Raw genomic sequence first — 21,116 nt, 5'->3', positions numbered from 1 at the left:
GGGGATCTCTGAGTTCGTGGACGCGCGAATACGCCTGTCGGGATCACTTCCGGGCCGAAACGCCTTGCTTGTCAAGCGGGCGGGACGGAGTTGCCAGCGCGAAGTCCGCAGAATAGTATGATGGAAATCATACCAAGAGGCCGCGATGACCAGCAACGATCAACTCGACCTGTTTTCGCCTGCGGGCCGGCGCGAGCGGGTGGTGGAGTGGCAGGTGCCTGCGCCGGTCGCGAAAGTGGCGATGGGCCTGTCAGGCATGGATGCGATGCTGGGTATCCGCGACGGACGGTTACCGCCGCCCCCCTTTGCCAAGCTGATCGGCTTCGTCATGGCCGTGGTCGAGCCGGGCCGGATCGTCATGGAACTCGAGCCGCGCGAGGATCTCGAAAACACCATAGGCCTCCTGCACGGGGCTACAGCCGCCGCGCTGCTCGACACCGCGATGGGGTGTGCGATCTCGACCAGGCTGGAGCCCGGGCAGGGCTCCGTCACCCTCGATCTGAAAATGACCTTCCTGCGTCCGCTCTCGGTCCGGTCCGGGCTGATCGCCGCCGAGGGCAAGGTGATCAAGCTGGGACGCCAGACCAGCTACACCGAGGGTTTCGTCCGAGACGGTCAGGGGGCGCTTGCGGTGCACGCAACGGCGACCTTTTCCATGATCGGCAACAATTTTACCGGGAATTAATGCGCCGTCCGGCCGATATCCGTGTTATTAGATGACTTCCGACATTCAATGAGATCCGCATGCGCTATTCCCGGGAACACAAGCAGGAAACCCACGACCGCATCGTGAAGAAGGCCTCCGTGCGGCTGCGCGAAAAGGGCGCCCACGGCATCGGCGTCGCCGACCTCATGAAGGAGGCGGGCCTGACCCATGGCGGCTTCTACGCCCATTTCGATTCCCGCGAGGCGCTCGTGATCGAGGCGTTCGACTATGCCATGGATCGCTCGATGGAGCACTGGCGCAAGCAATCTGATCAGGTCGCGCCGGAGAAGCAGCTCCCCCAGATCGTGGAGACCTATCTCTCGACGGTGCATCGCGACAACCCCGGTCACGGTTGCTCGATTCCCGCGCTCGGCGCCGAGATCGCCCGGGAGAGCCCGAAGACACGAAAGGCCTTTGCGGGCAAGCTCGACGAGATGATCGAGATGATCACGGACTTCATCCCGAATCTGCCGCGCAAGGCCGCGCGCAAGCAGGCGATCGCGACGCTGGCGACCATGGCCGGCACCATGCTGCTCGCGCGCATTGCCGGCTCGAGCGAGCTGTCGGACGAGGTGTTGAAGACGGGCAAGGACAGTGCGCTCGATGGCGCGCGGCGTGAGCTGAAGGTAACGGCGGCGAAGAAGCCGAAGCAGAGTTAGGCCGAGGTGCCGTAGGGGGGCAAAAGCGAAGCGTGCCCACCATCCAACCGCGAGTGTGGAGACATGGTGGGCACGGCGCTAGGGCGGCTTTGCCCACCCTACGAGACCGTCCTTACCTTCCCGCAAACAGCGCCCGCTCGCGCTCCACAATCTCGGAAATATAATCGGCCACCGCGCGGATGCGTGCGAGGTCCTTGCTGTCGGCGTGCATCAGCATCCAGAAGGTGCGGGTGATCGAGACCTCTTCCGCCAGCACCGCAAGCAGCTGCGGATAGTCGGCCGCCATGAAGTGCGGCAGGACGGCGATACCGAAGCCGGCGAGCGTGGCATTGAGTTGTGCGATCAGATTGGCGCTGCGCAAGCGTGCGGAGACCTTCGGCGACACCTGCGGCAGATAGTCGAGCTCGGGCGTGAACAAGAGCTCCTCGATATAGCCGACGAAGCGATGCTGCGGCAGCACCTCGCGCGAGGTGATTTTCGGGAAGCGGTCGAGATAGGCGGGCGCGGCATAGAGTCCGAGGCGGTAGTCGAGCAGTTTGCGGCCGACGATGCGGCCTTCCTTCGGCATGGTCAGGCTGATCGCGATATCGGCCTCGCGCTTGGAGAGGCTGAACAGCCGCGCGGTGGCCACCAGTTGCAAATCGAGATCGGGATACCGGTCGGCGAACTGAGCGAGCCGGGGCGCCAGGAAGGCGGTGCCAAATCCGTCTGGCGCGCCGATCCGCACCGTGCCGGTCAGCCGCGCCACGGAGCCACCGACCTGCTCCTGGTTGGCGACGATGGTCGATTCCATGGCTTCCGCGCTGTCGGCGACGCGCTGGCCGGCCTCTGTCAGCAGGTAGCCGGTCTTGCGCCGGTCAAACAGCTTGGCCGAGAGGTGCTTCTCCAGCCGGTCGACGCGGCGGATGACGGTAGCATGGTCGACGCCGAGCTGTTTTCCCGCAGCCGAAACCGAGCCGCCCCGCACGATGGCCAGCACGAAGCGGAAGTCGTCCCAGTCGATAGCGCCTTGATCCAGCATTTTCGCACATCTATGGTGCATTATCTCAGACTTGAATCCTATAAAATGCAGGTCGATAGGATTTGTCAAAGCGTTCAAGCTCGCCTTAAGGAGACCATTCCATGCGTTCAGTCGGACATTTCATTGGTGGCAAGGAGGTCAAGGGCACCTCGGGCCGCACCGCCGACGTTTTCGAGCCGATGACGGGTGACGTCCAGGCCAAGGTGGCGCTGGCGTCCAAGGCCGAGGTCCGCGCCGCCGTCGAGAACGCCCGCTCCGCGCAGCCGGAATGGGCCGCGACCAACCCGCAGCGCCGCGCCCGCGTCATGATGAAGTTCGTCGAGCTGGTGCAGCGCGACTACGACAAGCTCGCCGAGTTGCTCGCCCGCGAGCATGGCAAGACCGTTCCTGACGCCAAGGGCGACATCCAGCGCGGCCTCGAAGTCGCGGAATTTGCCTGCGGCATCCCGCATCTGATGAAGGGCGAATACACCGAAGGCGCCGGTCCCGGCATCGACATCTACTCCATGCGCCAGGCGCTCGGCGTCGTCGCCGGCATCACGCCGTTCAATTTCCCGGCGATGATCCCGATGTGGAAGTTCGCGCCTGCGATTGCCTGCGGCAACGCCTTCATCCTGAAGCCGTCGGAGCGCGATCCCGGCGTGCCGATGATGCTCGCGGAGCTGATGATCGAGGCGGGCCTGCCGGCCGGCATCCTCAACGTCGTCAACGGCGACAAGGAAGCGGTCGACGCCATCCTCGACGATCCCGATATCAAGGCCGTCGGCTTCGTCGGCTCCACTCCGATCGCGCAATACATCTACGAGCGCGCAGCCCAAACCGGCAAGCGCTGCCAGTGTTTTGGCGGCGCCAAGAACCACGCCATCATCATGCCCGACGCCGACATGGACCAGGCGGTCGACGCCCTGATCGGCGCCGGCTACGGTTCGGCCGGCGAACGCTGCATGGCGGTGTCCGTCGCGGTCCCCGTCGGCAAGTCCACTGCCGACCGCTTGATGGAAAAGCTGATCCCGCGCGTCGAGTCGCTCAAGATCGGCACCTCGATCGATCCGTCCGCCGATTACGGTCCGCTGGTGACGCGCGAGGCGGTCGAGAAGGTCAAGGGCTATATCGACATCGGCATCAAGGAAGGCGCGACGCTTGCCGTCGACGGCCGCGGCTTCAAGATGCAGGGCTACGAGAACGGCTTCTATCTCGGCGGTTCGCTGTTCGACAACGTCACGAAGGACATGCGGATCTACAAGGAAGAGATTTTTGGTCCCGTGCTCTCGGTCGTGCGCGCGCACGATTACAAGGAAGCGCTGGCGCTGCCGTCGGAGCATGATTACGGCAACGGCGTTGCGATCTTCACCCGCGACGGCGATGCCGCGCGCGACTTCGCGGCCAAGGTCAATGTCGGCATGGTCGGCATCAACGTGCCGATCCCGGTGCCGATCGCCTATTACACCTTCGGCGGCTGGAAGAAGTCGGGCTTCGGCGATCTCAACCAGCACGGCCCGGATTCGGTGCGCTTCTACACCAAGACCAAGACGGTGACCTCGCGCTGGCCGTCCGGCGTCAAGGAAGGCGCGGAGTTCTCGATCCCGCTGATGAAGTAAGGCTGTAGCCCAGCCCGTCATTGCGAGCGTAGCGAAGCAATCCAGACTTTCTCCTCGGACCCACTGGATTGCTTCGTCGCTTCGCTCCTCGCAATGCCGAGAACAGTGAGCAGCCCAACATGCAGTTCGCTCTGAACGAGGATCAGATCGCGGTTCGCGAGATGGCGTTGGCGTTTGCGGCGGAAAAGATCGCGCCGCACGCGCTGCGCTGGGACGAGGAGAAGCACTTTCCCGTCGAGGTGATGCGCGAGGCCGCCACACTCGGCATGGGCGGCATCTATATCCGCGACGATGTCGGCGGTTCCGCGATGTCGCGGTTCGATGCCGCGCTGATCTTCGAGGCGCTGGCAACGGGCTGTCCGACCACCTCGGCCTTCATCTCCATCCACAACATGGCGTCCTGGATGATCGATGCCTACGGCAGCGACATCCAGCGCCACACATGGCTGCCCAAGCTCTGCACCATGGAGCTGATCGCGAGCTACTGTCTCACCGAGCCCGGCGCCGGCTCGGACGCGGCAGCGCTCCGCACCCGCGCCGTGCACGACGGCGACCATTACGTGCTCAATGGCCAGAAGCAGTTCATCTCCGGCGCCGGCGGGACCGATCTGCTGGTCGCGATGGTCCGCACCGGTGGCGACGGTCCCGGCGGCATCTCGACTCTCGTGATCGACGGCAAGACGCCGGGCGTCTCGTTCGGCGCCAACGAGCGCAAGATGGGCTGGAACGCGCAGCCGACCCGCGCCGTGATCTTCGAGAACGCCCGCGTGCCGGTCGCCAACCGGCTGAGCGAGGAGGGCGTCGGTTTCAAGATCGCAATGGCGGGCCTCGACGGCGGGCGTCTCAACATCACGGCGTGCTCGCTCGGCGGCGCGCAGACCGCGCTCGACAAGGCGCGTTCCTACATGAAAGAGCGCAAGGCTTTTGGAAAACGCCTCGACGAATTCCAGGCATTGCAGTTCCGTCTCGCCGACATGGCGATCGAGCTCGAGGCCGCGCGTACGTTCCTGTGGCGCGCAGCGGCGGCGCTGGACCGCAAGGATCCCGACGCCACGATGCTCTGCGCGATGGCCAAACGCTTTGGCACCGATGCCGGCTTCGAGGTCGCCAACCAGGCGCTCCAGCTTCATGGCGGCTACGGCTATCTCAGCGAATACGGCATCGAGAAGATTGTGCGAGATTTGCGCGTGCACCAGATTCTCGAAGGCACCAATGAAATCATGCGGCTGATCGTGGCGCGCAAATTGATCGAGGGCGCGCGATGAGTGGAGTGGAGGAGGGCGATCTGGTCGCACGGGTCGAGGGCTCGGCCGGCATTATCAGGCTCAACCGCCCGAAGGCGATCAACGCCGTCACGCTGGAGATGTTTCGCGACATCGACAGGGCGCTCGACCGTTTTCAGACCGATCCAGCCGTTGCCGTGATCGTGCTGGAAGGTGCCGGCGAGCGCGGCCTGTGTGCCGGCGGCGACATCCGTGCGCTCTGGGAGAGTTCGAAGATCGACGGCGATCTCGGCAAGATCCTGTGGCGGGAAGAGTACATCCTCAACGCGCGGATCAAGAAATTCCCAAAACCCTATGTCGCCTTCATGGACGGCATCGTGATGGGCGGCGGCGTCGGGCTTTCGGCACATGCGAGCCATCGAATCGTGACCGATCGCACCAGGCTCGCGATGCCCGAGGTCGGGCTTGGCTTCTTCCCTGACGTCGGCGGCACCTGGCTGTTGTCACGCTCGCCGGGCGAGATCGGCATTTATTTCGGCCTGACCGGCCAGACCATGAACGGCCCCGATGCGATCCACGCCAGGTTTGCCGATGCAGTGGTACCGGCAGCCAAGTGGCCGGAATTGCGGGAAGCGCTGACCAAGGTTCGCCAAGGCGTCACAGCGGCCGATGTCAGTAAGCTCATCAACGGCTTCGCGACCGGGGAGACCGCTGGGCCGGTCGCCGCGAAGGAGCCGGCGATCGACGCACTGTTCGGCTTCGACCGCATGGAAGACATTTTTGCCGCGCTCAAGCGCGACGGTTCCGAGTTCGCGCTGGCGACATTGAAGACGCTCAACGAAAAATCGCCGCGCGGCATGGTGGTGACGCTCAAGCTGCTGCGGCTCGCGCGCACCGCGTCGAGCCTGGAAGAATGCCTGGTGCGCGAATATCGGGCTGCGCTGGAAGTCTTCCGCAGCGACGACTTTCGCGAAGGCGTGCGCGCCGCCGTGATCGACAAGGACCGCAATCCGACCTGGTCGCCGTCGCGGATCGAGGACGTCACGCCGGACATGCTTGCGCACTATCTCGCCGAGATCGGCGCCGACGAATTGAAGTTCAACTAATCAACGAAACGTTCAGCGGAGGAAACCAAGATGGCCACGATCGCATTCATCGGTCTCGGCAACATGGGCGGCCCCATGGCCGCCAATCTGGTCAAGGCCGGCCACAAGGTCGTCGCTTTCGACCTCGCCGAGGCCTCCCGCAACCAGGCCAAGGCCGACGGTGCCGGCATCGCCGAGAGCGCCGCGGGCGCGGTGAAAGACGCCGATGTCGTTGTCACCATGCTGCCGGCCGGCAAGCATGTGCTCGGCGTGTGGGGCGAGGTCGTTCCTGTCATGACCAAGGGCGCGCTGATCATCGACTCCTCCACCATCGACGTCGAGAGCGCGCGGCATGCGCATGCGCTCGCGGCCAAGCACGGCGTGCTTTCGGTCGATGCGCCGGTCTCCGGCGGCACCGGGGGTGCCAAGGGTGCGACGCTCACCTTCATGTGTGGCGGCGAGGACAAGGCGTTTGCAGCGGCAAAGCCCGTGCTGGAGAACATGGGCAAGAAGATCGTGCATTGCGGTGGTGCCGGCGCGGGCCAAGCCGCAAAAATCTGCAACAACATGATCCTCGGCATTTCCATGATCGCGGTGAGCGAGGCGTTCGCGCTGGCTGAGAAGCTCGGGCTCTCGCATCAGGCGCTGTTCGACGTCGCCTCGACCTCGTCGGGCCAGTGCTGGTCGCTGACGACCTATTGCCCGGTGCCCGGGCCGGTGCCGACCTCGCCCGCCAACAACGATTACAAGCCGGGCTTTGCCTCGGCGCTGATGGTGAAGGATTTGACGCTGGCGCAGGACGCCGCCAAGGCCGCGGGCGCGGCAACGCCGCTCGGCAAACATGCGCAGGAGATCTATCAGTCATTCGACGCAGCCGGCCAGGGCGGGGTGGATTTTTCCGGAATTATCAAGCACGTTAGGGGGCTGGCCGGGAAAGCTTGATGACGACATTTCAGGAAGCGCGCGCGTTTCTGCTTCACAACCGCACCGACTACGAGACAGCGGTCAAGGGCTTCCGCTGGCCCCATCCTGTTCCCTTCAACTGGGCGCTCGACTGGTTCGACGCCGAGCTGGCGGCGAATGCGGATAGCAAGGATCGTCCTGCGCTCTGGATCGTCGATGCCGCGCAGGACCGGCAGACCAAGCTCTCGTTCGGGGCGCTGTCGCGCCGCTCCAACCAGGTCGCGAACTTCCTCCGCGCGCAGGGCCTCAAGCGCGGCGATCATCTCCTGCTGCTGCTCGGCAATGTGGTTCCGCTGTGGGAGACGATGCTGGCCGCGATCAAGCTCGGCGTCGTCGTGATTCCCGCGACGACGCTGCTCACCGCCGACGAGCTCCGCGACCGGCTCGATCGCGGCAAGGCGAAGGCGGTGGTGGCAGCGCAGGACCAGGTTGCGAAGTTCGCAAGTCTTGGTGCCGACAATATCGTCCGCATTGTCATGGGCGAGGCCTCCGATGGCTGGCTTTCCTATGATGACGCGGCAGAAGCGTCGGAGAGCTTTGCAGCCGACGGCCCGACCAACGCCGACGACCCGATGCTGCTCTATTTCACCTCGGGCACGACCGCAAAGCCAAAACTGGTGCGGCACAGCCAGCGCAGTTACCCCGTCGGCCATCTCTCGACCATGTACTGGATCGGACTAAAGCCCGGCGACGTCCATCTCAATATCTCTTCGCCCGGCTGGGCCAAGCACGCCTGGAGCTGTTTCTTCGCGCCGTGGAACGCAGGCGCGACCGTCTTTGTGGTCAACCAGCCACGCTTCGACGCCAAGGGCCTGCTTGCCACCATCGGCCGCTGCGGTGTCACAACGCTGTGCGCGCCGCCGACGGTCTGGCGGCTGTTCATCCAGGAGAACTTGGCGTCGTTCAAGGTGGCCTTGCGCGAGGTCTGCGGTGCCGGCGAGCCGCTCAATCCGGAAGTGATCGATCAGGTGCAGGCCGCCTGGGGTCTCACCATCCGCGACGGGTACGGCCAGACTGAAACGACGGCGCTCGCCGGCAACTCGCCGGGGCAAAAGATCAAGGTCGGCTCGATGGGCCGACCGCTGCCGGGCTATCGCGTGCAGGTCAGCGACGCCGACGGTCATCCGGCCAAGGAGGGCGAGGTGGCTCTGGTGCTCGGCGAAAACCGCCCCGCCGGCCTGATGCAGGGCTATCAGGGCGACAACGGTGAGCTGTCCGGCGCCGAAGGCGAGCTCTATCGCAGCGGTGACGTCGTGTTCGAGGACGACGATGGCTATCTCACTTTCGTCGGCCGCTCCGACGACGTGTTCAAATCTTCCGACTACCGCATCAGCCCGTTCGAGTTGGAGAGCGTGTTGCTCGAGCACGAGCTCGTCGCGGAAGCCGCCGTGGTACCAAGCCCGGATCCGATCCGGCTCGCGATCCCCAAGGCCTTTGTGCTGCTGACAGCCGGCGCGGAACGGTCGCCGGAAACCGCGCTCTCCATCTTCAGGCATCTGCACACGCGCCTTGCGCCGTTCAAGCGCATCCGCCGCCTCGAAATCGTCACGGAGCTGCCGAAGACGATCTCGGGAAAGATCCGCCGCGTTCAGCTCAGACGTCTCGAGCGCGACGACGACCGCAACGATCCCCTGCGCGGCCGGGAATTCCGCGAAGAGGATTTTCCGGAGCTGCCGAAAACACGGAGTGAGACCTAAGTGAACGAAGTCTGGAAGAAGCCGCCGATTACGCTTCAGGCCTATCAAGCCATGGTCGGCAAGGAGATCGGTGTGTCGTCGTGGCACCTGGTCGATCAGCCCCGCATCGACACCTATGCCGACGTGATCGAGGATCACCAGTTCATTCACGTCGACCCGGAGCGTGCGAAGAAGGAGACGACGTTCGGCACCACCATCGCGCACGGCTTCCTCACGATGTCGCTGCTGTCGATCATGTCCTACGAGGTGATGCCCGTCATCGCGGGTACGACGATAGGGGTCAATTACGGTTTCGACAAGTTGCGTTTCATCTCGCCGGTGCGTTCGGGAAAACGCGTTCGCGGCCGTTTCGTGCTGGCGGAAGCCAAGCTGCGCAAGCCGAATGAATTGCAGTCGCGCACCAACGTCACCGTGGAAATCGAAGGCGAGGACAAGCCCGCACTGGTCGCTGATTGGTTGGGGTTGATCTATTTCGCCTGACGCTAACAATTGTTGCCGGGCTTGACCCGGCAACCCATCGCTGCTCAAAAGCTGTCCAAATCGGTGGGCTCGAACCCTCTCCCCTTTTGGGAGAGGGTGCCTCGCGGAATGCGAGGCGGGTGAGGGGTTTCTCTCCGCGAGCACATCCGTTGCGAGAGACCCCTTATCCGGCGCCGTAGCCAACGCTACGCGTTGGCGTTTTAACTGGGAACGGCGGCCGTTGGCCGCCTATGCCACCTTCTCCCACAAGGGGAGAAGGAAGAAGAAGCAGGAACTGCACTCATGGCAATCAGGTTCGACGGACGCGTCGCCATCGTCACCGGCGCGGGCAATGGTCTGGGGCGCGCGCATGCGCTGGGATTGGCGAGCCGCGGCGCCAAAGTCGTGGTCAACGATTTCGGCGGCGCGCGCGATGGCAGCGGCGGTTCGCTGTCGCCGGCGGAAGCCGTGGTCGAGGAGATCCGTAAAGCGGGCGGCATCGCCATGGCCGACGGCGCCGACGTCTCCAATTTCGAGCAGGTCACGGCGATGGTTGAACGCGCCACCAAGGAGTGGGGCAGCGTGGACCTCTTGTGTGCCAATGCCGGCATTTTGCGCGACAAGTCGTTCGGCAAGATGGAAGCGGCCGATTTCCAGAAGGTGCTCGATGTGCACCTCGTCGGTACCTTCTATTGCTGCAAGGCGGCCTGGGCCGGCATGCGCGATCGCAATTATGGTCGCATCGTGCTGACGACGTCGTCCTCCGGCCTCTACGGTAATTTCGGCCAGGCCAATTACGGTGCGGCCAAATCCGCCATGGTCGGCCTGATGAACGTGCTGGCCGAAGAGGGCCGCAAGGCCGACATCCGGGTCAACATCATTTCGCCGACGGCGGCAACCCGCATGACGGAAGAGCTGCTGCCGCCGCAGGCGTTGCAATTGATGAAGCCGAACGCGATCACGCCCGCGGTCGAGTACATGCTGAGCGAGGATGCGCCGACGCGCACCATCATGGGCGCTGGCGCCGGCTCGTTCGCGGTGATCAAGATCGTCGAGAGCGAAGGCATCAACCTGCCGGAGTCCGAGTGGACGCCGGACGCGGTCGCGGCGCATTTCGCCGAGATCAGCGACATGTCGAAGGCGAAGGCGCTGCAGGGGGCTTTCGAGCAGACGCAGAAATACGTAGCGCAGGCCGCTGCGCGCGCCGGGGTGAAACTCTGACAGCCGTCGCCGTCATTGGCGCCGGCCCTGCCGGGTTGATGGCGGCCGAGGTGCTCGCGCAGGGCGGTGCTCGCGTCACGATCCATGACGGGATGCCGTCCGCGGGCCGCAAATTTCTGATGGCCGGCCGCGGCGGGCTCAATCTCACCCATAGCGAACCGCTGCCGCAGTTCATGGCGCGCTACCGGGAGGCGGCGCCGAAACTGCAAGCAGCGATCGAAACGTTTCCGCCTGACGCGCTGCGCGCCTGGAGCGAGGCGCTGGGCGAGCCGACTTTTGTCGGCACCAGCGGGCGTGTGTTTCCGAAAGCGTTCAAGGCATCGCCCTTGCTGCGGGCCTGGCTGCGACAGCTCGATGCCGCCGGCGTGCGCTTTGCGTTTCGCCAGCGCTGGATGGGCTGGGACGGGGACGGACGACTGGTCTTTGACACACCCGGCGGCGACACCACCATCGCCGCGGACGCCACGGTGCTGGCACTCGGCGGCGCCAGCTGGCGGCGACTGGGCTCCGATGGCGGCTGGACGACGATCCTGGCCGACAAAGGCGTTGCGATCTCGCCGCTGCGGCCGGCGAACTCCGGCTTCACAGTCGCATGGTCCGAAATCTTCCGCACGCGCTTCGAAGGCCAGCCGCTCAAGGGCATTACGCTGTCCTTCGGCCCACACCGGGCGCGCGGCGAGGCCATGATCACAAGGGGCGGAATCGAGGGCGGGGCGATCTATGCGTTGTCGGCCGAACTGCGCGAGGCGATCGCGGCGAGCGGCGAAGCGGTCCTGCACGTCACCTTGCGGCCGGATGTCGATCATGGCGAACTCGTCAAGCGCCTGTTCGCCTCGCGCGGCAAGCAATCGTTCTCCAACTTTCTGCGCAAGGCTGCGCAGCTGTCGCCGGTCGCGGTCGGGCTGTTGCAGGAAGCCGCCATCGGTGCTGGCCAGTCGTTGTCGGCAATGTCGGCTGAGCGATTGGCGGAGCTCATCAACGCCGTGCCGATCAAGCTCATAGGCGTCGCGCCGATCGCGCGCGCGATCTCCAGCGCCGGCGGGATTTCCCTCGACGAGCTCGACGCCGACTTCATGATCCGCAAGCTGCCGGGCGTGTTCGCGGCCGGTGAGATGCTGGACTGGGAGGCGCCGACGGGGGGCTATTTGCTCCAGGCTTCGTTCGCGACGGGGAAGGCGGCAGGGCGGGGCGTGTTGCGACGGCTCGCCCAATTGTCGTCCTGACCATCCACATCATGACGTCCCGGTCCGGGTTGCGAGATCCGTGAGGAGGCCGAGCACGCCGAAGCTTGCCGCCACCGCGCAGACCATGGTCCAGCCGCCAAAACTCCAGGCCAGCGATGCCGCCGCCGCGCCGACGCCACCGCCGATAAAGAACAGCGCGACGAACAGGCCGTTCATGCGACCGCGTGCTTCGGGGCGCAACAGGTTGATCGCGCGGCGGCCCAGCGTCTGGTCGGTGGTGATGCCGACGTCGAGCAGGATCGTGCCGAGGCTCAGTACCAGCAGACTGGTGATCTGGGAGTCCAGCATGCCCGCCCAGGCGCAGAGCGCGAGCGAGCCGATGATGAGCAGATGGGCGGCAAAGAACATCGGCCGCGCGCGGCCCTTGTCGCCCCAGCGGCCGGCCATCGGTGTCGCCGCGGCGCCCGCTACGCCGATCAGTGCAAAAGCGGCAACTCCCTTGGCATCGAGATCGAACGGGGCCTCCGGCAGCCGCAGCGCGACCGCCGACCAGAACGCCGTGAAGGAGGCCATGACAAGCGACGCGGTCCAGGCCCGGACGCGCAGCACCGGCTCTTCGCGCAGCAGTCTTGGAAAGGACAGCAGCAAATCGGTGTAGCGCGCGCGTGCCGTCGGTCGAAGGGTTGGAAGATAACGGGCGAGTGCGCTGGCAAGCAGAGCCATCAAAGCGGCCGAGACGACATAGTAGGCACGCCAGTTCCAGAGATCTGCAATCAGGCTCGCCGCAGGTCGTGACAGCAGAATGCCGATCATCAATCCGCCCATCACCTCGCCGATGGCCTGACCGCGGCGATCCGGTGCCACCATGGATGCGACCAGCGGAACCATCATCTGGATCGCCGCGCAGCAGGCGCCGAGGATGAAGGTGGCGAGCAGCAGCAGCGAGGGCGTCGGCGCGAGCGCCGTCGCGAGAGCGGCGAGGATCGCGCAGCCGAGGGTGCGGAGGATGACAAGCCGGTTCTCGACCAGATCGACCAGAGGTACGAGCAGCAGCAGGCCGAGTGCGTAGCCCAGCAAGGTCAGCGTGCTGATCAGCCCCGCCTGCCACGCGGGCATCGACATTGACCGGCCGATCAAGCCGAGCAGGATCTGCGGCGCGAACAAATTGGTGACGACGACACCGGCGGTGATCGCGCCGAGCCAGATCAGCGGCCGCTCGGCGAGCTGGTTTCGGGGCGCAGGCCTGGTGGTTTCGGAGACAGTCATGGGACCTCGCAGCTGTGGCGCGGGACCCTTTAAGCGGGGGCATCAATATGCTACAATTCAAATAAGACTATAAAGAATATGCGAGTTTGTTATGAACACCCATGACCTTGTTGCTTTCGTCGCCGTGGTCGAGACCGGATCGATTGTCGCAGCGTCGGCGCGTCTCAATCTCACCCAGCCTGGCGTGACCCGACGTATCCAGAATCTCGAGGAGATGTTGGGGGCGCAGCTTCTGGACCGGCTCTCGAAGCCCCTGAAGCCGACGGCGGCGGGCCATGAGGCCTACGAGCAGGGCAGGCGTCTGCTCAGGATGCTGGACGACCTCAAGTCGGGCGTGGCCAACGACGGAATGGTCCGCGGCGAGTTCAGGCTCGGTCTGACGCCGTTTCTCTCGGAGGCAGGCCTGACCGCACCACTCGATGCGGTGCGCGCCGAATTTCCCGCGCTGGCCGTGCGGGTGGTCTCCGGTTGGTCGCCGAACCAGCTCGAGCGTGTCTGCCGCAACGAGCTCGATGCAGCCGCGATTTGTCTCCCCGACGGTGCAGTGCCGCCCGCCGATCTGGCGGCCGACGATCTCGGCGCGCAGCCCGTCGTCTTCGTCGTCGCACGCGACATGAAGATCCCGCGCACCGTCGACCTGGAACGGCTGTCCCAACTGTCGTGGGTAATCAACCAGGATGGCTGTGGATTTCGCGATACGCTGAAGCGAAAATTCGATGCCTCGCATCTGCCGTTCAACATCGCCGTTGAGGCGCTGGACAGTGAGCTTCGCCTGTCGCTGGTGTCGCGCGGCCTCGGCGTCGGGCTCGTCACCCCGATCGCCCTGAAACGCAGCGCATTTCGCGACAGGCTCAAGCCGGTCGCTGCGCGCGACTTCAAACCCGCCGTGCGCGCATGGGTGGTGCATCGCGCCCCGGCCGGTCGGCTGGAGCGGCCGATCAAGCTCTTCCGCGATGGCCTGGTCCGGGAACTCCAGGCGCTGATCGGGGGATAGCTACCGCAGCTTCCCCCGCGCTGCGATCGGCAGCGTGCCGATGATCTCATCGCCGCGCACCATCACGACTTCGTCCATCATGTTGACGACGACGCAGACATGATTGGGCACGATGCGGACGACGTCGCCGACATTGGGCCGGGTGTTGCTGCGGGAGAGGTCGAGGAAGCCGTGCTCCTCGGCGAAGCGCGCGATCTTGGCTTCGGGGTGCTCAAGGATCAGGCCGTGGCCGTCGAGGCCGCCGGTATCCGTGGTCAGCGTCTTGGAGCCGGCATCGAGAATGCCGCGCTCGGGCGCGGCACGGCTCACCACCGTCGAATAGATGTGAAGCGCGCAGTCGTCCCAGGTGGCGGAGCCGGCGGCGACCTGCATGCGGTCGTTGTAGATGTAGGTGCCGAAGCGGTGCTCGGTGCCGCCCTTGAGCTTGCCGAGATTCTTCAGGTTCGGCGTCCCGCCGGTCGAAACGATTTTTGCATCCAGCCCGTGCGCGCGCACGCCAGCCAGTGCTTCGTCGTAGAATTTTTGCGCGTCCGCCCAGCCAGTCTCGGTCGGATACATCATGAAGCCGGCGAATTGCAGGCCCTTGGATGCGGCAATCTCCTGTGCCAGCGCAATGGCCTCGGCTGGCGTCTCGACGCCGGCGCGCTTGCGGCCCGTGTCGCATTCGACCACGACCGACAGCGGTCGGCCTGAGGCCGCAGCGGCCTTGGGCAGGCCGGCAACGACGGTCGAATTGTCGGCGGCGACCGTCATGTTGGCCTTCGCCTGCAGCGCCCCTAACCGCGCCATCTTCTCCTCGCCGAGCAGATTGTAGCTGATCAGGATGTCATCGATGCCGGCATTGGCCATGATTTCGGCTTCACCGAGCTTTTGACAGGTGATGCCCTTGGCACCAACAGCGATCTGCATCTTGGCGATCGTCGGGTTCTTGTGCGTCTTGATGTGGGGACGGTTGGCGATCCCCGCGCCATCGCAGGCCTTCTGGATGCGCGCGATGTTGCGCTCGACCTTGTCCATGTCGATGACGGCGCAGGGCGTGCCGTATTCGCGGGCGATTTTGGCGGCAAGGGTCGTTGTCATGGAAGTCTCTGAGTTGGCGCGCATTCCGTTTGCAAAAGCGGTGCCACTTTTGCGGAATGCACGCTAGGCCTGTTCAATCTCTTCGCGCCGCACTTCGAGCTCCAGCCATTTGTCCTCGGCCTCGGCCAATTCCTTTTGCGCCTTCGTCAGAGCGTCGGAGGCCTGGTCAAAGCGCTTGCGATCCTTGCGGAAGAGATCGGGGTCGTCAAGGAAGCGCTGCTGCTTGGCAATTTCGGCCTGCAGCTTGGCAATGGTCTTGGGCAGCGTCTCCAGCGCGTGTTGCTCGTTGAAGGTCAACCGTCGTCTCGCGACGCCGGAAGGCGCGACGGATCGCTGCTCTCTCGTCTCTTCGACGGCCTTCGCTGTCGCGCGCTTCACGTCGGCGCCGCGCTGGGCCAGCATGTCGGTATAACCGCCGGCATATTCGAGCCAGCGTCCGTTACCCTCGGGCACGATCACGGACGTCACCACGCGGTCGAGAAAATCGCGATCGTGGCTGATCAGGATCACGGTGCCCTCGTAGTCGCTGAGCATTTCCTCGAGGACGTCGAGGGTCTCCAGGTCGAGGTCGTTGGTCGGCTCGTCCAGCACCAGGAGGTTTGAAGGCTTCGCCAGCGCGCGTGCCAGCATCAGCCGGCCGCGCTCGCCGCCCGACAGCACCTCCAGCGGCGTGCGCATCTGTTCCTGGGCGAACAGGAAGTCTTTCATGTAGCTGACGACGTGCTTCGGCTTGCCGCCGACCATGACATGGTCGCCGCGGCCGCCGGTCAGCGCCTCGGCCAGCGTCGTCTTCGGATCGAGACTTTCACGATGCTGATCGAGCGTCGCCATCTCGATGTTGGCGCCGAGCCGTATGCTGCCGCTGTCCGGCGCGCTGCCGCCGGTCAGCATCTCGATGAGCGTGGTCTTGCCGGCGCCGTTGGGGCCGACGATGCCGATGCGGTCGCCGCGCTGGACCCGGATCGAGAAGCCGTCGACGATCTTTCGCTCGCCATAGGACCGGCTGATGTTCTTGGCCTCGATGACGAGCTTGCCGGACTTGTCGGCTTCGGCAGCCGCGAGGTTGGCGTTGCCCGTCGCGCCGCGATGGGTTCGGCGCTGGTCGCGCAGTGCGTGGAGATTGCCGAGCCGCTTGACGTTGCGTTTGCGGCGGCCCGAGACGCCGTAACGCAGCCAGTGCTCCTCGTTGACGATCTTGCGGTCGAGCTTGTGCTGGTCGCGCTCTTCCTCCGCGAGCACCTCGTCGCGCCAGGCCTCGAAGGCACTGAAGCCGCGGTCGATCTGCCGTATCTGGCCGCGATCGAGCCAGGCGGTGCTGCGCGAGAGATTGCCCAGGAAGCGCCGATCGTGGCTGATGATCACCAGCGCGCAGCGGCGGCTCTCCAGTTCGCTCTCCAGCCATTCGATGGTCGGAAGATCCAGATGGTTGGTCGGCTCGTCCAGCAGCAGGATATCGGGCGAGGGCGCCAGCACGCGTGCCAGCGCGGCACGGCGGGCTTCGCCGCCGGAGACATGCGCCGGATCTTCTTCGCCGCTGAGACCGAGCTGCTCGACCAGATAGCGCGCCTGATAGTGGTCGTCGCCGGCATTGAGGCCGGCCTCGACATAGGCGAGCGTGGTGGAGAAACCGGAAAAGTCCGGCTCCTGCGGCAGGTAGCGGATGGTGGCGCCGGGCTGCACGAAACGGCTGCCGCCATCCGGTTCGACCAGGCCGGCGGCGATCTTGAGCAGCGTAGATTTGCCGGAACCGTTGCGGCCGATCAGGCAGACGCGCTCGCCTGTCGAAACCGACAGTTCGACGCCCGCCAGGAGCGGCGTGCCGCCAAAGGTCAGCTTGATATCGCGCAGTTGAATCAACGGTGGCGCCATGCGGTGTCTCAGTCCTGTCTTGTTGCGGCCTGGTCGGCGCGGCGGCGCTGAATGCGGCGGATGGTCTGGTCGAGCGTCGACAGAAATGTCGAGCGGTCGCGCGGCGAATAGGATTTCGGACCGCCGGTGACTTCGCCGGCCGAGCGCAAATCGGTCATCAGGTTACGGACCGCGAGCGTCATCCCGATCGATTCCTCGGTGAACGCCTTGCCGTTGGATGCAATCACATCGGCGCCGGCCTTCACGCAGCGACTCGCGAGCGGAATATCCGAGGTAATGACGATATCGCCGGGCCCGGCGCGTTCCGCGATCCAGTCATCGGCTGCGTCCATGCCGGCACCAGCAGCGATCCGCTCGATCAATGGATCCTGGGGCACGCGGATGAAATTGCCCGCGACCACGCTCACGGGCAGGCCGTGTCTGCCGGCGACGCGATAGATCTCGTCCTTCACCGGACAGGCGTCGGCGTCGACATAGATGCGGGTGGTGTTTTGAGGGTTCGTCATTGTCCGTAGATGGGGCTTGCGAAGCGGTTCCGCAGCAGCCGCGTGGTACCCCATTCGGGCCGCAAAGGCGAGGGGATTGACCCCGGTTCCTCAGGGCCTACGATCGGCCTGAAACAACAAGAATTTGGGGAAAGCCAAGCCATGCCGAACCGGCTCGAAACCTATCGTGTCGAGGCCTACAACACGGCCAAGCAGTCCGAGAACAAGATGCATGACGACAATGTGGCGCGCCGCTTCGGCTTTTCCGGCGGGCTGGTCCCCGGCGTCGACGTCTTCGCCTACATGATGCATGTGCCGGTGGCGCGCTGGGGCCGCGATTTCCTGTCGCGCGGACTGATCGAGGCGCGTTTCATCAAGCCGGTCTATGACGGCGAGACCGCCGATGTCGATGCGACCGAGCACAACGGCCTGCTCACCATCGAGGTGTTCAGCCGCACCGAGCTCTGTGCCGCCGGCACGGCGTCGCTGGCGGCGACTGCGACTGCGGTGTCGTTGAGCGACTACGTTGAGGTCTCCGCGGTTGCCGAGCGCAAACCGGTCAACCCGGCAACCTTCGAGACCGGCAAATGGCTCGGCACGACGCCGCGCCGCTGGGCCGGGCAGGATGCGGCCGACTATCTCGCCGACATCCGCGAGGCCGATCCGATCTTCGCGCGCGAGGAGCTCGGTCACCCCGGCCTGATCCAGCGCGTCATGAACCGCGTGCTGGTGGACAACACGATCCTCGGCCCGTGGATCCATGTCGGCAGCCGCATGCAATTGCTGTCAGCCGCACGCGCCGGTGACGAGATCACCGCGCGGGCCAAAGTCACCGCGAACTACGAGAAGAAGGGCCACCGCTTCGTCGAGCTCGACGCGCTGGTGGTCGCCAACGGCACGACGCCGCTGGCGCACTGCCAGCACACCGCGATCTACCAGCCGCGCGAGCAGGCGGCGGCGTAGGCGCGAAAAAGGCACATCGCTACAACACCGTCACGCCCGGGCTTGTCCCGGGCATCCACGTTCTTGATGCCTCACGGCGTGGATGGCCGGGTCAAGCCCGGCCATGACGGCGGAGAGAAAATGCTTTACGCCGCTTTCCCCTTCGCGTCCTGGATCGCACGCCACACGCGCTCCGGCGTCAGCGGCATGTCGATGTGCTTGATGCCGTAGTCGGAGAGCGCGTCGATCACCGCGTTCACGACCGTCGACAAGCTGCCGGCGCAACCGGCTTCGCCGCAGCCTTTGCTGCCGAGCGGATTGGTCGTGGCCGGCACCGGGTGGTCGCCGACCGTCATATTCGGGACGTCCTCGGCGCGGGGCAGTGCGTAGTCCATCAGCGAGCCCGTGATCGGCTGGCCGCTCTCGTCGTAGCGGACGTGCTCCATCAGCGCCTGGCCGATGCCCTGGACGACGCCGCCATGGAGCTGGCCAGCGACCAGCAGCGGATTGATCACCGTGCCGAAATCGTTGACCGCGCTGTAGCGCACGATCTGCACGACGCCGGTCTCAGGGTCGATCTCGATCTCGGCGACATGGCACCCGTTCGGAAAGGCCGACGGAACCGGTTCGCTGGTGTGATCGACGTCGAGGCTGTCGGGCACGCCCTCCGGCGTCTTGCCGCCGTGCAGGCGTTTTGCGAGCTCCATGATGTCGATGCTGCGGTCGGTGCCCGCGATGGTGAAACTGCCGCCTTCGAATTCGATGTCGGCTTCGGATGCCTCCAGCATATGCGCGGCGGCGCGCTTGCCCTTCTCGATCACAAGCTTGGCGGCGCCCACGATCGCCATGCCGGTCGCGGTAATCGAGCGCGAGCCGCCGGTGCCATTGCCGGTGTGGACGATATCGCTATCGCCCTGCACCAGCTTGACGCTGTCGAAGGGCACGCCGAGCTGCTGGCAGAGTACCTGCGCGAATGCGGATGCGTGGCCCTGACCGTAATCAAGCGTGCCGGTGATGAGCTGCACGGAGCCATCGGGATCGAACACGATCTTGCCGAGTTCGACGCCGGGAGGTGCGGTCACCTCCAGATAAGAGCCGACGGCGATGCCGCGCAGCTTGCCGGACTTCTTGCTCTCCTTCTTGCGCTTGGCAAAATTCTCGTGGTCGGAGATTTCGAGCGCCTTGTTGAAGACAGCCTGGAAGTCGCCGCTGTCATAGGTGACGCCGGAGGACGCAGCGAACGGCATCTGGCTCTGCTTGATAAAGTTGCGCTTGCGCATCGTCAGGCGGTTGATGCCCATCTCGTCGGCGGCGCGGTCGATCAGCCGCTCCATGTAATAGTTCGCCTCGGGCCGGCCGGCGCCGCGATAGGCGCCCATCAGGGTGGTGTTGGTCAGCACCGTCTTGATGTCGACGGCCATCAGCGGTGTGCGATAGACGCTGGAAAAGTTCTTGCTGGTGTTGAGCGAGAGCGGACTGGGCGCAACGCCGGTGATGTAGGCACCGAGATTGCCGTAGCCCGAGAGCTTGGCGGCGAGGAAATGCCCCTCGGCGTCCAGCGCGAGCTCGGCGTGAATCTTCTGCGCACGGCCGTGGCTGTCGGACAAGAAGCTGGTCGAGCGTTCGTCCAGCCATTTCACCGGCCGTCCCAATTCCTTGGCCGCGTACAGGATGCACATGTACTCGGGATAGTTGACGTTCTTCATGCCGAAGGAACCGCCGACATTGGCGGTGAGGATGCGGACCTTCTCGTTCGGCACCTTCAGGTTCTTGGCGAGGTTGGCGCGGTTGCCGGCGACGCCCTGCGTCGGCATCTGGATGGTGTAGCGCTCGGTCGTCTTGTCGTAGGAGGCAAGGCCAACGCGCGGCTCCATCGAGACCACGGCGACACGGGTGTTTTCGATGTCGACCTTGGTCACGTGAGCGGCGCTGGCGAAGGCGGCGTTGACCTTCTCGATGTCGCCATAGTGGTAGTCGAGCGCGACATTGTTCGGGATGTGGTCGTAGAGTTGCGGCGCGCCGGCTTTTGCGGCGTCTTCAGGGTCGGTCACCGCCGGCAGCGGCTCGATATCGAGCTCGACCGCCTCGGCCGCGTCGCGCGCCTGGGCCAGCGTCTCCGCCACCACGAAGGCGACGGGATCGCCGACGAAGCGGACCTTGTCGGTTGCGAGCGGCTGGCGGTTGGTCTGGAGCAGGGGCGAGCCGTCGCGGCTCTTCAGCGGCAGGCCGCAGGTGAAGGGGCCGTAGCCGGCCGCATCGAGGTCTTTGCCGGTCCACACCCCCAGCACGCCCGGCATCGCCTTGGCGGCGTCGATGTTGATGCCGCGAATGACGCCGTGGGCATGGGTCGAGCGGACGATCGCGGCGTGGGCTTGGCCGGGCAGGTTGAAATCGTCGGTGTAGCGGCCCTTGCCGCGCACCAGCGTGTCGTCCTCCTTGCGGCGGACCGGCTGGCCGACGCCATATTTTTGCAGTGCAATAGCGTTTTCGAGCGCGGAGGATTTGGTGTGTTCTTGCATGGAATTGACCTGAAAAGCCGGCAAATGCGCGGTTTGGGGGGCGCCTGGGAGACCGGACTCTTCAAAAATAGCCCACCGGCCCGTTCACGACAACGCACGAATGGGCATGGTCCCATGTGATGCGTTGTTGCGCAGGATTGGCGCG

The 21,116-nt window shown here is 64.9% G+C and carries 17 protein-coding genes and 1 pseudogene; 12 read left to right on the top strand and 6 right to left on the bottom strand.

Annotated features, from left to right (window positions below; genetic code table 11):
- The first annotated feature begins 145 nt into the window (after positions 1-145).
- Both IVB40_RS21120 and IVB40_RS21115 read left to right on the top strand, forming a co-directional pair.
- Positions 146-685: a PaaI family thioesterase gene (locus IVB40_RS21120; RefSeq protein WP_027569562.1), complete on the top strand. Its 540-nt coding sequence runs from the start codon at positions 146-148 to the stop codon at positions 683-685.
- A gap of 59 nt (positions 686-744) precedes the next feature.
- Positions 745-1,365 carry a TetR/AcrR family transcriptional regulator gene (locus IVB40_RS21115; RefSeq protein WP_247816184.1) on the top strand — a complete coding sequence of 207 codons (621 nt, stop codon included), beginning with the start codon at positions 745-747 and terminating at the stop codon, positions 1,363-1,365.
- A 112-nt stretch (positions 1,366-1,477) separates the two neighbouring features.
- Here the strand turns inward: IVB40_RS21115 and IVB40_RS21110 are convergent, their stop codons facing one another.
- On the bottom strand, positions 1,478-2,386 hold the full coding sequence (locus tag IVB40_RS21110) for a LysR family transcriptional regulator (RefSeq protein ID WP_247816183.1): 909 nt from the start codon (positions 2,384-2,386) through the stop codon (positions 1,478-1,480).
- 101 nt (positions 2,387-2,487) lie between these two features.
- Here IVB40_RS21110 and IVB40_RS21105 point away from each other — a divergent pair, with 101 nt between their 5' ends.
- The 8 genes and pseudogenes from IVB40_RS21105 to IVB40_RS21070 all read left to right on the top strand — a co-directional run bounded on the left by IVB40_RS21105 (position 2,488) and on the right by IVB40_RS21070 (position 11,855).
- Complete coding sequence (locus IVB40_RS21105) at positions 2,488-3,984, top strand: CoA-acylating methylmalonate-semialdehyde dehydrogenase (RefSeq protein WP_247816182.1); 1,497 nt, start codon at positions 2,488-2,490, stop codon at positions 3,982-3,984.
- Between the two features lie 119 nt (positions 3,985-4,103).
- On the top strand, positions 4,104-5,249 hold the full coding sequence (locus IVB40_RS21100; protein ID WP_247816181.1) for an isobutyryl-CoA dehydrogenase: 1,146 nt from the start codon (positions 4,104-4,106) through the stop codon (positions 5,247-5,249).
- A complete protein-coding gene (locus IVB40_RS21095) occupies positions 5,246-6,313 on the top strand; it encodes an enoyl-CoA hydratase/isomerase family protein (protein ID WP_247816180.1) in 1,068 nt (355 codons plus the stop codon). The genes IVB40_RS21100 and IVB40_RS21095 overlap by 4 nt, the downstream gene beginning before the upstream one ends.
- A 21-nt stretch (positions 6,314-6,334) precedes the next feature.
- Positions 6,335-7,234, top strand: a pseudogene (gene mmsB / locus IVB40_RS21090) (3-hydroxyisobutyrate dehydrogenase); the annotation flags it as partial.
- Positions 7,234-8,952, top strand: coding sequence for an AMP-binding protein (locus tag IVB40_RS21085; protein ID WP_247286536.1), 1,719 nt, complete (start codon positions 7,234-7,236; stop codon positions 8,950-8,952). The pseudogene mmsB and the gene IVB40_RS21085, both read left to right, overlap by 1 nt.
- Complete coding sequence (locus IVB40_RS21080; protein ID WP_247816179.1) at positions 8,953-9,432, top strand: MaoC family dehydratase; 480 nt, start codon at positions 8,953-8,955, stop codon at positions 9,430-9,432.
- A gap of 282 nt (positions 9,433-9,714) precedes the next feature.
- Positions 9,715-10,632: an SDR family NAD(P)-dependent oxidoreductase gene (locus IVB40_RS21075; protein WP_247816178.1), complete on the top strand. Its 918-nt coding sequence runs from the start codon at positions 9,715-9,717 to the stop codon at positions 10,630-10,632.
- Positions 10,629-11,855, top strand: a complete 1,227-nt coding sequence (locus tag IVB40_RS21070; RefSeq protein WP_256468227.1) for a TIGR03862 family flavoprotein — start codon at positions 10,629-10,631, stop codon at positions 11,853-11,855. Before IVB40_RS21075 ends, IVB40_RS21070 begins: the two co-directional genes overlap by 4 nt.
- A gap of 9 nt (positions 11,856-11,864) precedes the next feature.
- On the opposite strand, the gene IVB40_RS21065 is transcribed toward IVB40_RS21070, so the two are convergent.
- Positions 11,865-13,082: an MFS transporter gene (locus IVB40_RS21065; protein WP_247816176.1), complete on the bottom strand. Its 1,218-nt coding sequence runs from the start codon at positions 13,080-13,082 to the stop codon at positions 11,865-11,867.
- 91 nt (positions 13,083-13,173) lie between these two features.
- Between IVB40_RS21065 and IVB40_RS21060 the strand changes: the two genes are divergently transcribed.
- On the top strand, positions 13,174-14,076 hold the full coding sequence (locus IVB40_RS21060) for a LysR family transcriptional regulator (protein ID WP_247816175.1): 903 nt from the start codon (positions 13,174-13,176) through the stop codon (positions 14,074-14,076).
- On the opposite strand, the gene IVB40_RS21055 is transcribed toward IVB40_RS21060, so the two are convergent.
- The 3 genes from IVB40_RS21055 to IVB40_RS21045 form a co-directional block, all read right to left on the bottom strand.
- A complete protein-coding gene (locus IVB40_RS21055; RefSeq protein WP_247816174.1) occupies positions 14,077-15,156 on the bottom strand; it encodes a D-TA family PLP-dependent enzyme in 1,080 nt (359 codons plus the stop codon). It lies immediately after the preceding gene.
- Positions 15,157-15,219: 63 nt separating this feature from the next.
- A complete protein-coding gene (locus tag IVB40_RS21050; RefSeq protein ID WP_027517420.1) occupies positions 15,220-17,025 on the bottom strand; it encodes an ATP-binding cassette domain-containing protein in 1,806 nt (601 codons plus the stop codon).
- An 8-nt stretch (positions 17,026-17,033) separates the two neighbouring features.
- Positions 17,034-17,531, bottom strand: coding sequence for a YaiI/YqxD family protein (locus IVB40_RS21045; protein ID WP_247816173.1), 498 nt, complete (start codon positions 17,529-17,531; stop codon positions 17,034-17,036).
- A gap of 141 nt (positions 17,532-17,672) precedes the next feature.
- On the opposite strand from IVB40_RS21045, the gene IVB40_RS21040 reads away from it, so the two are divergent.
- Positions 17,673-18,473, top strand: a complete 801-nt coding sequence (locus IVB40_RS21040) for a hypothetical protein (protein WP_247816172.1) — start codon at positions 17,673-17,675, stop codon at positions 18,471-18,473.
- Between the two features lie 125 nt (positions 18,474-18,598).
- Here IVB40_RS21040 and IVB40_RS21035 read toward each other — a convergent pair whose 3' ends face one another.
- Entirely contained in the window at positions 18,599-20,971 is a 2,373-nt protein-coding gene (locus IVB40_RS21035) for a xanthine dehydrogenase family protein molybdopterin-binding subunit (RefSeq protein WP_247816171.1), read from the bottom strand.
- Positions 20,972-21,116: the final 145 nt, after the last annotated feature.

Source organism: Bradyrhizobium sp. 40 (genome assembly GCF_023100925.1).
Taxonomy (GTDB): domain Bacteria; phylum Pseudomonadota; class Alphaproteobacteria; order Rhizobiales; family Xanthobacteraceae; genus Bradyrhizobium.
Note: the sequence above shows the minus strand (reverse complement) of the source record. Positions and strands in the feature narration are given on the sequence as shown.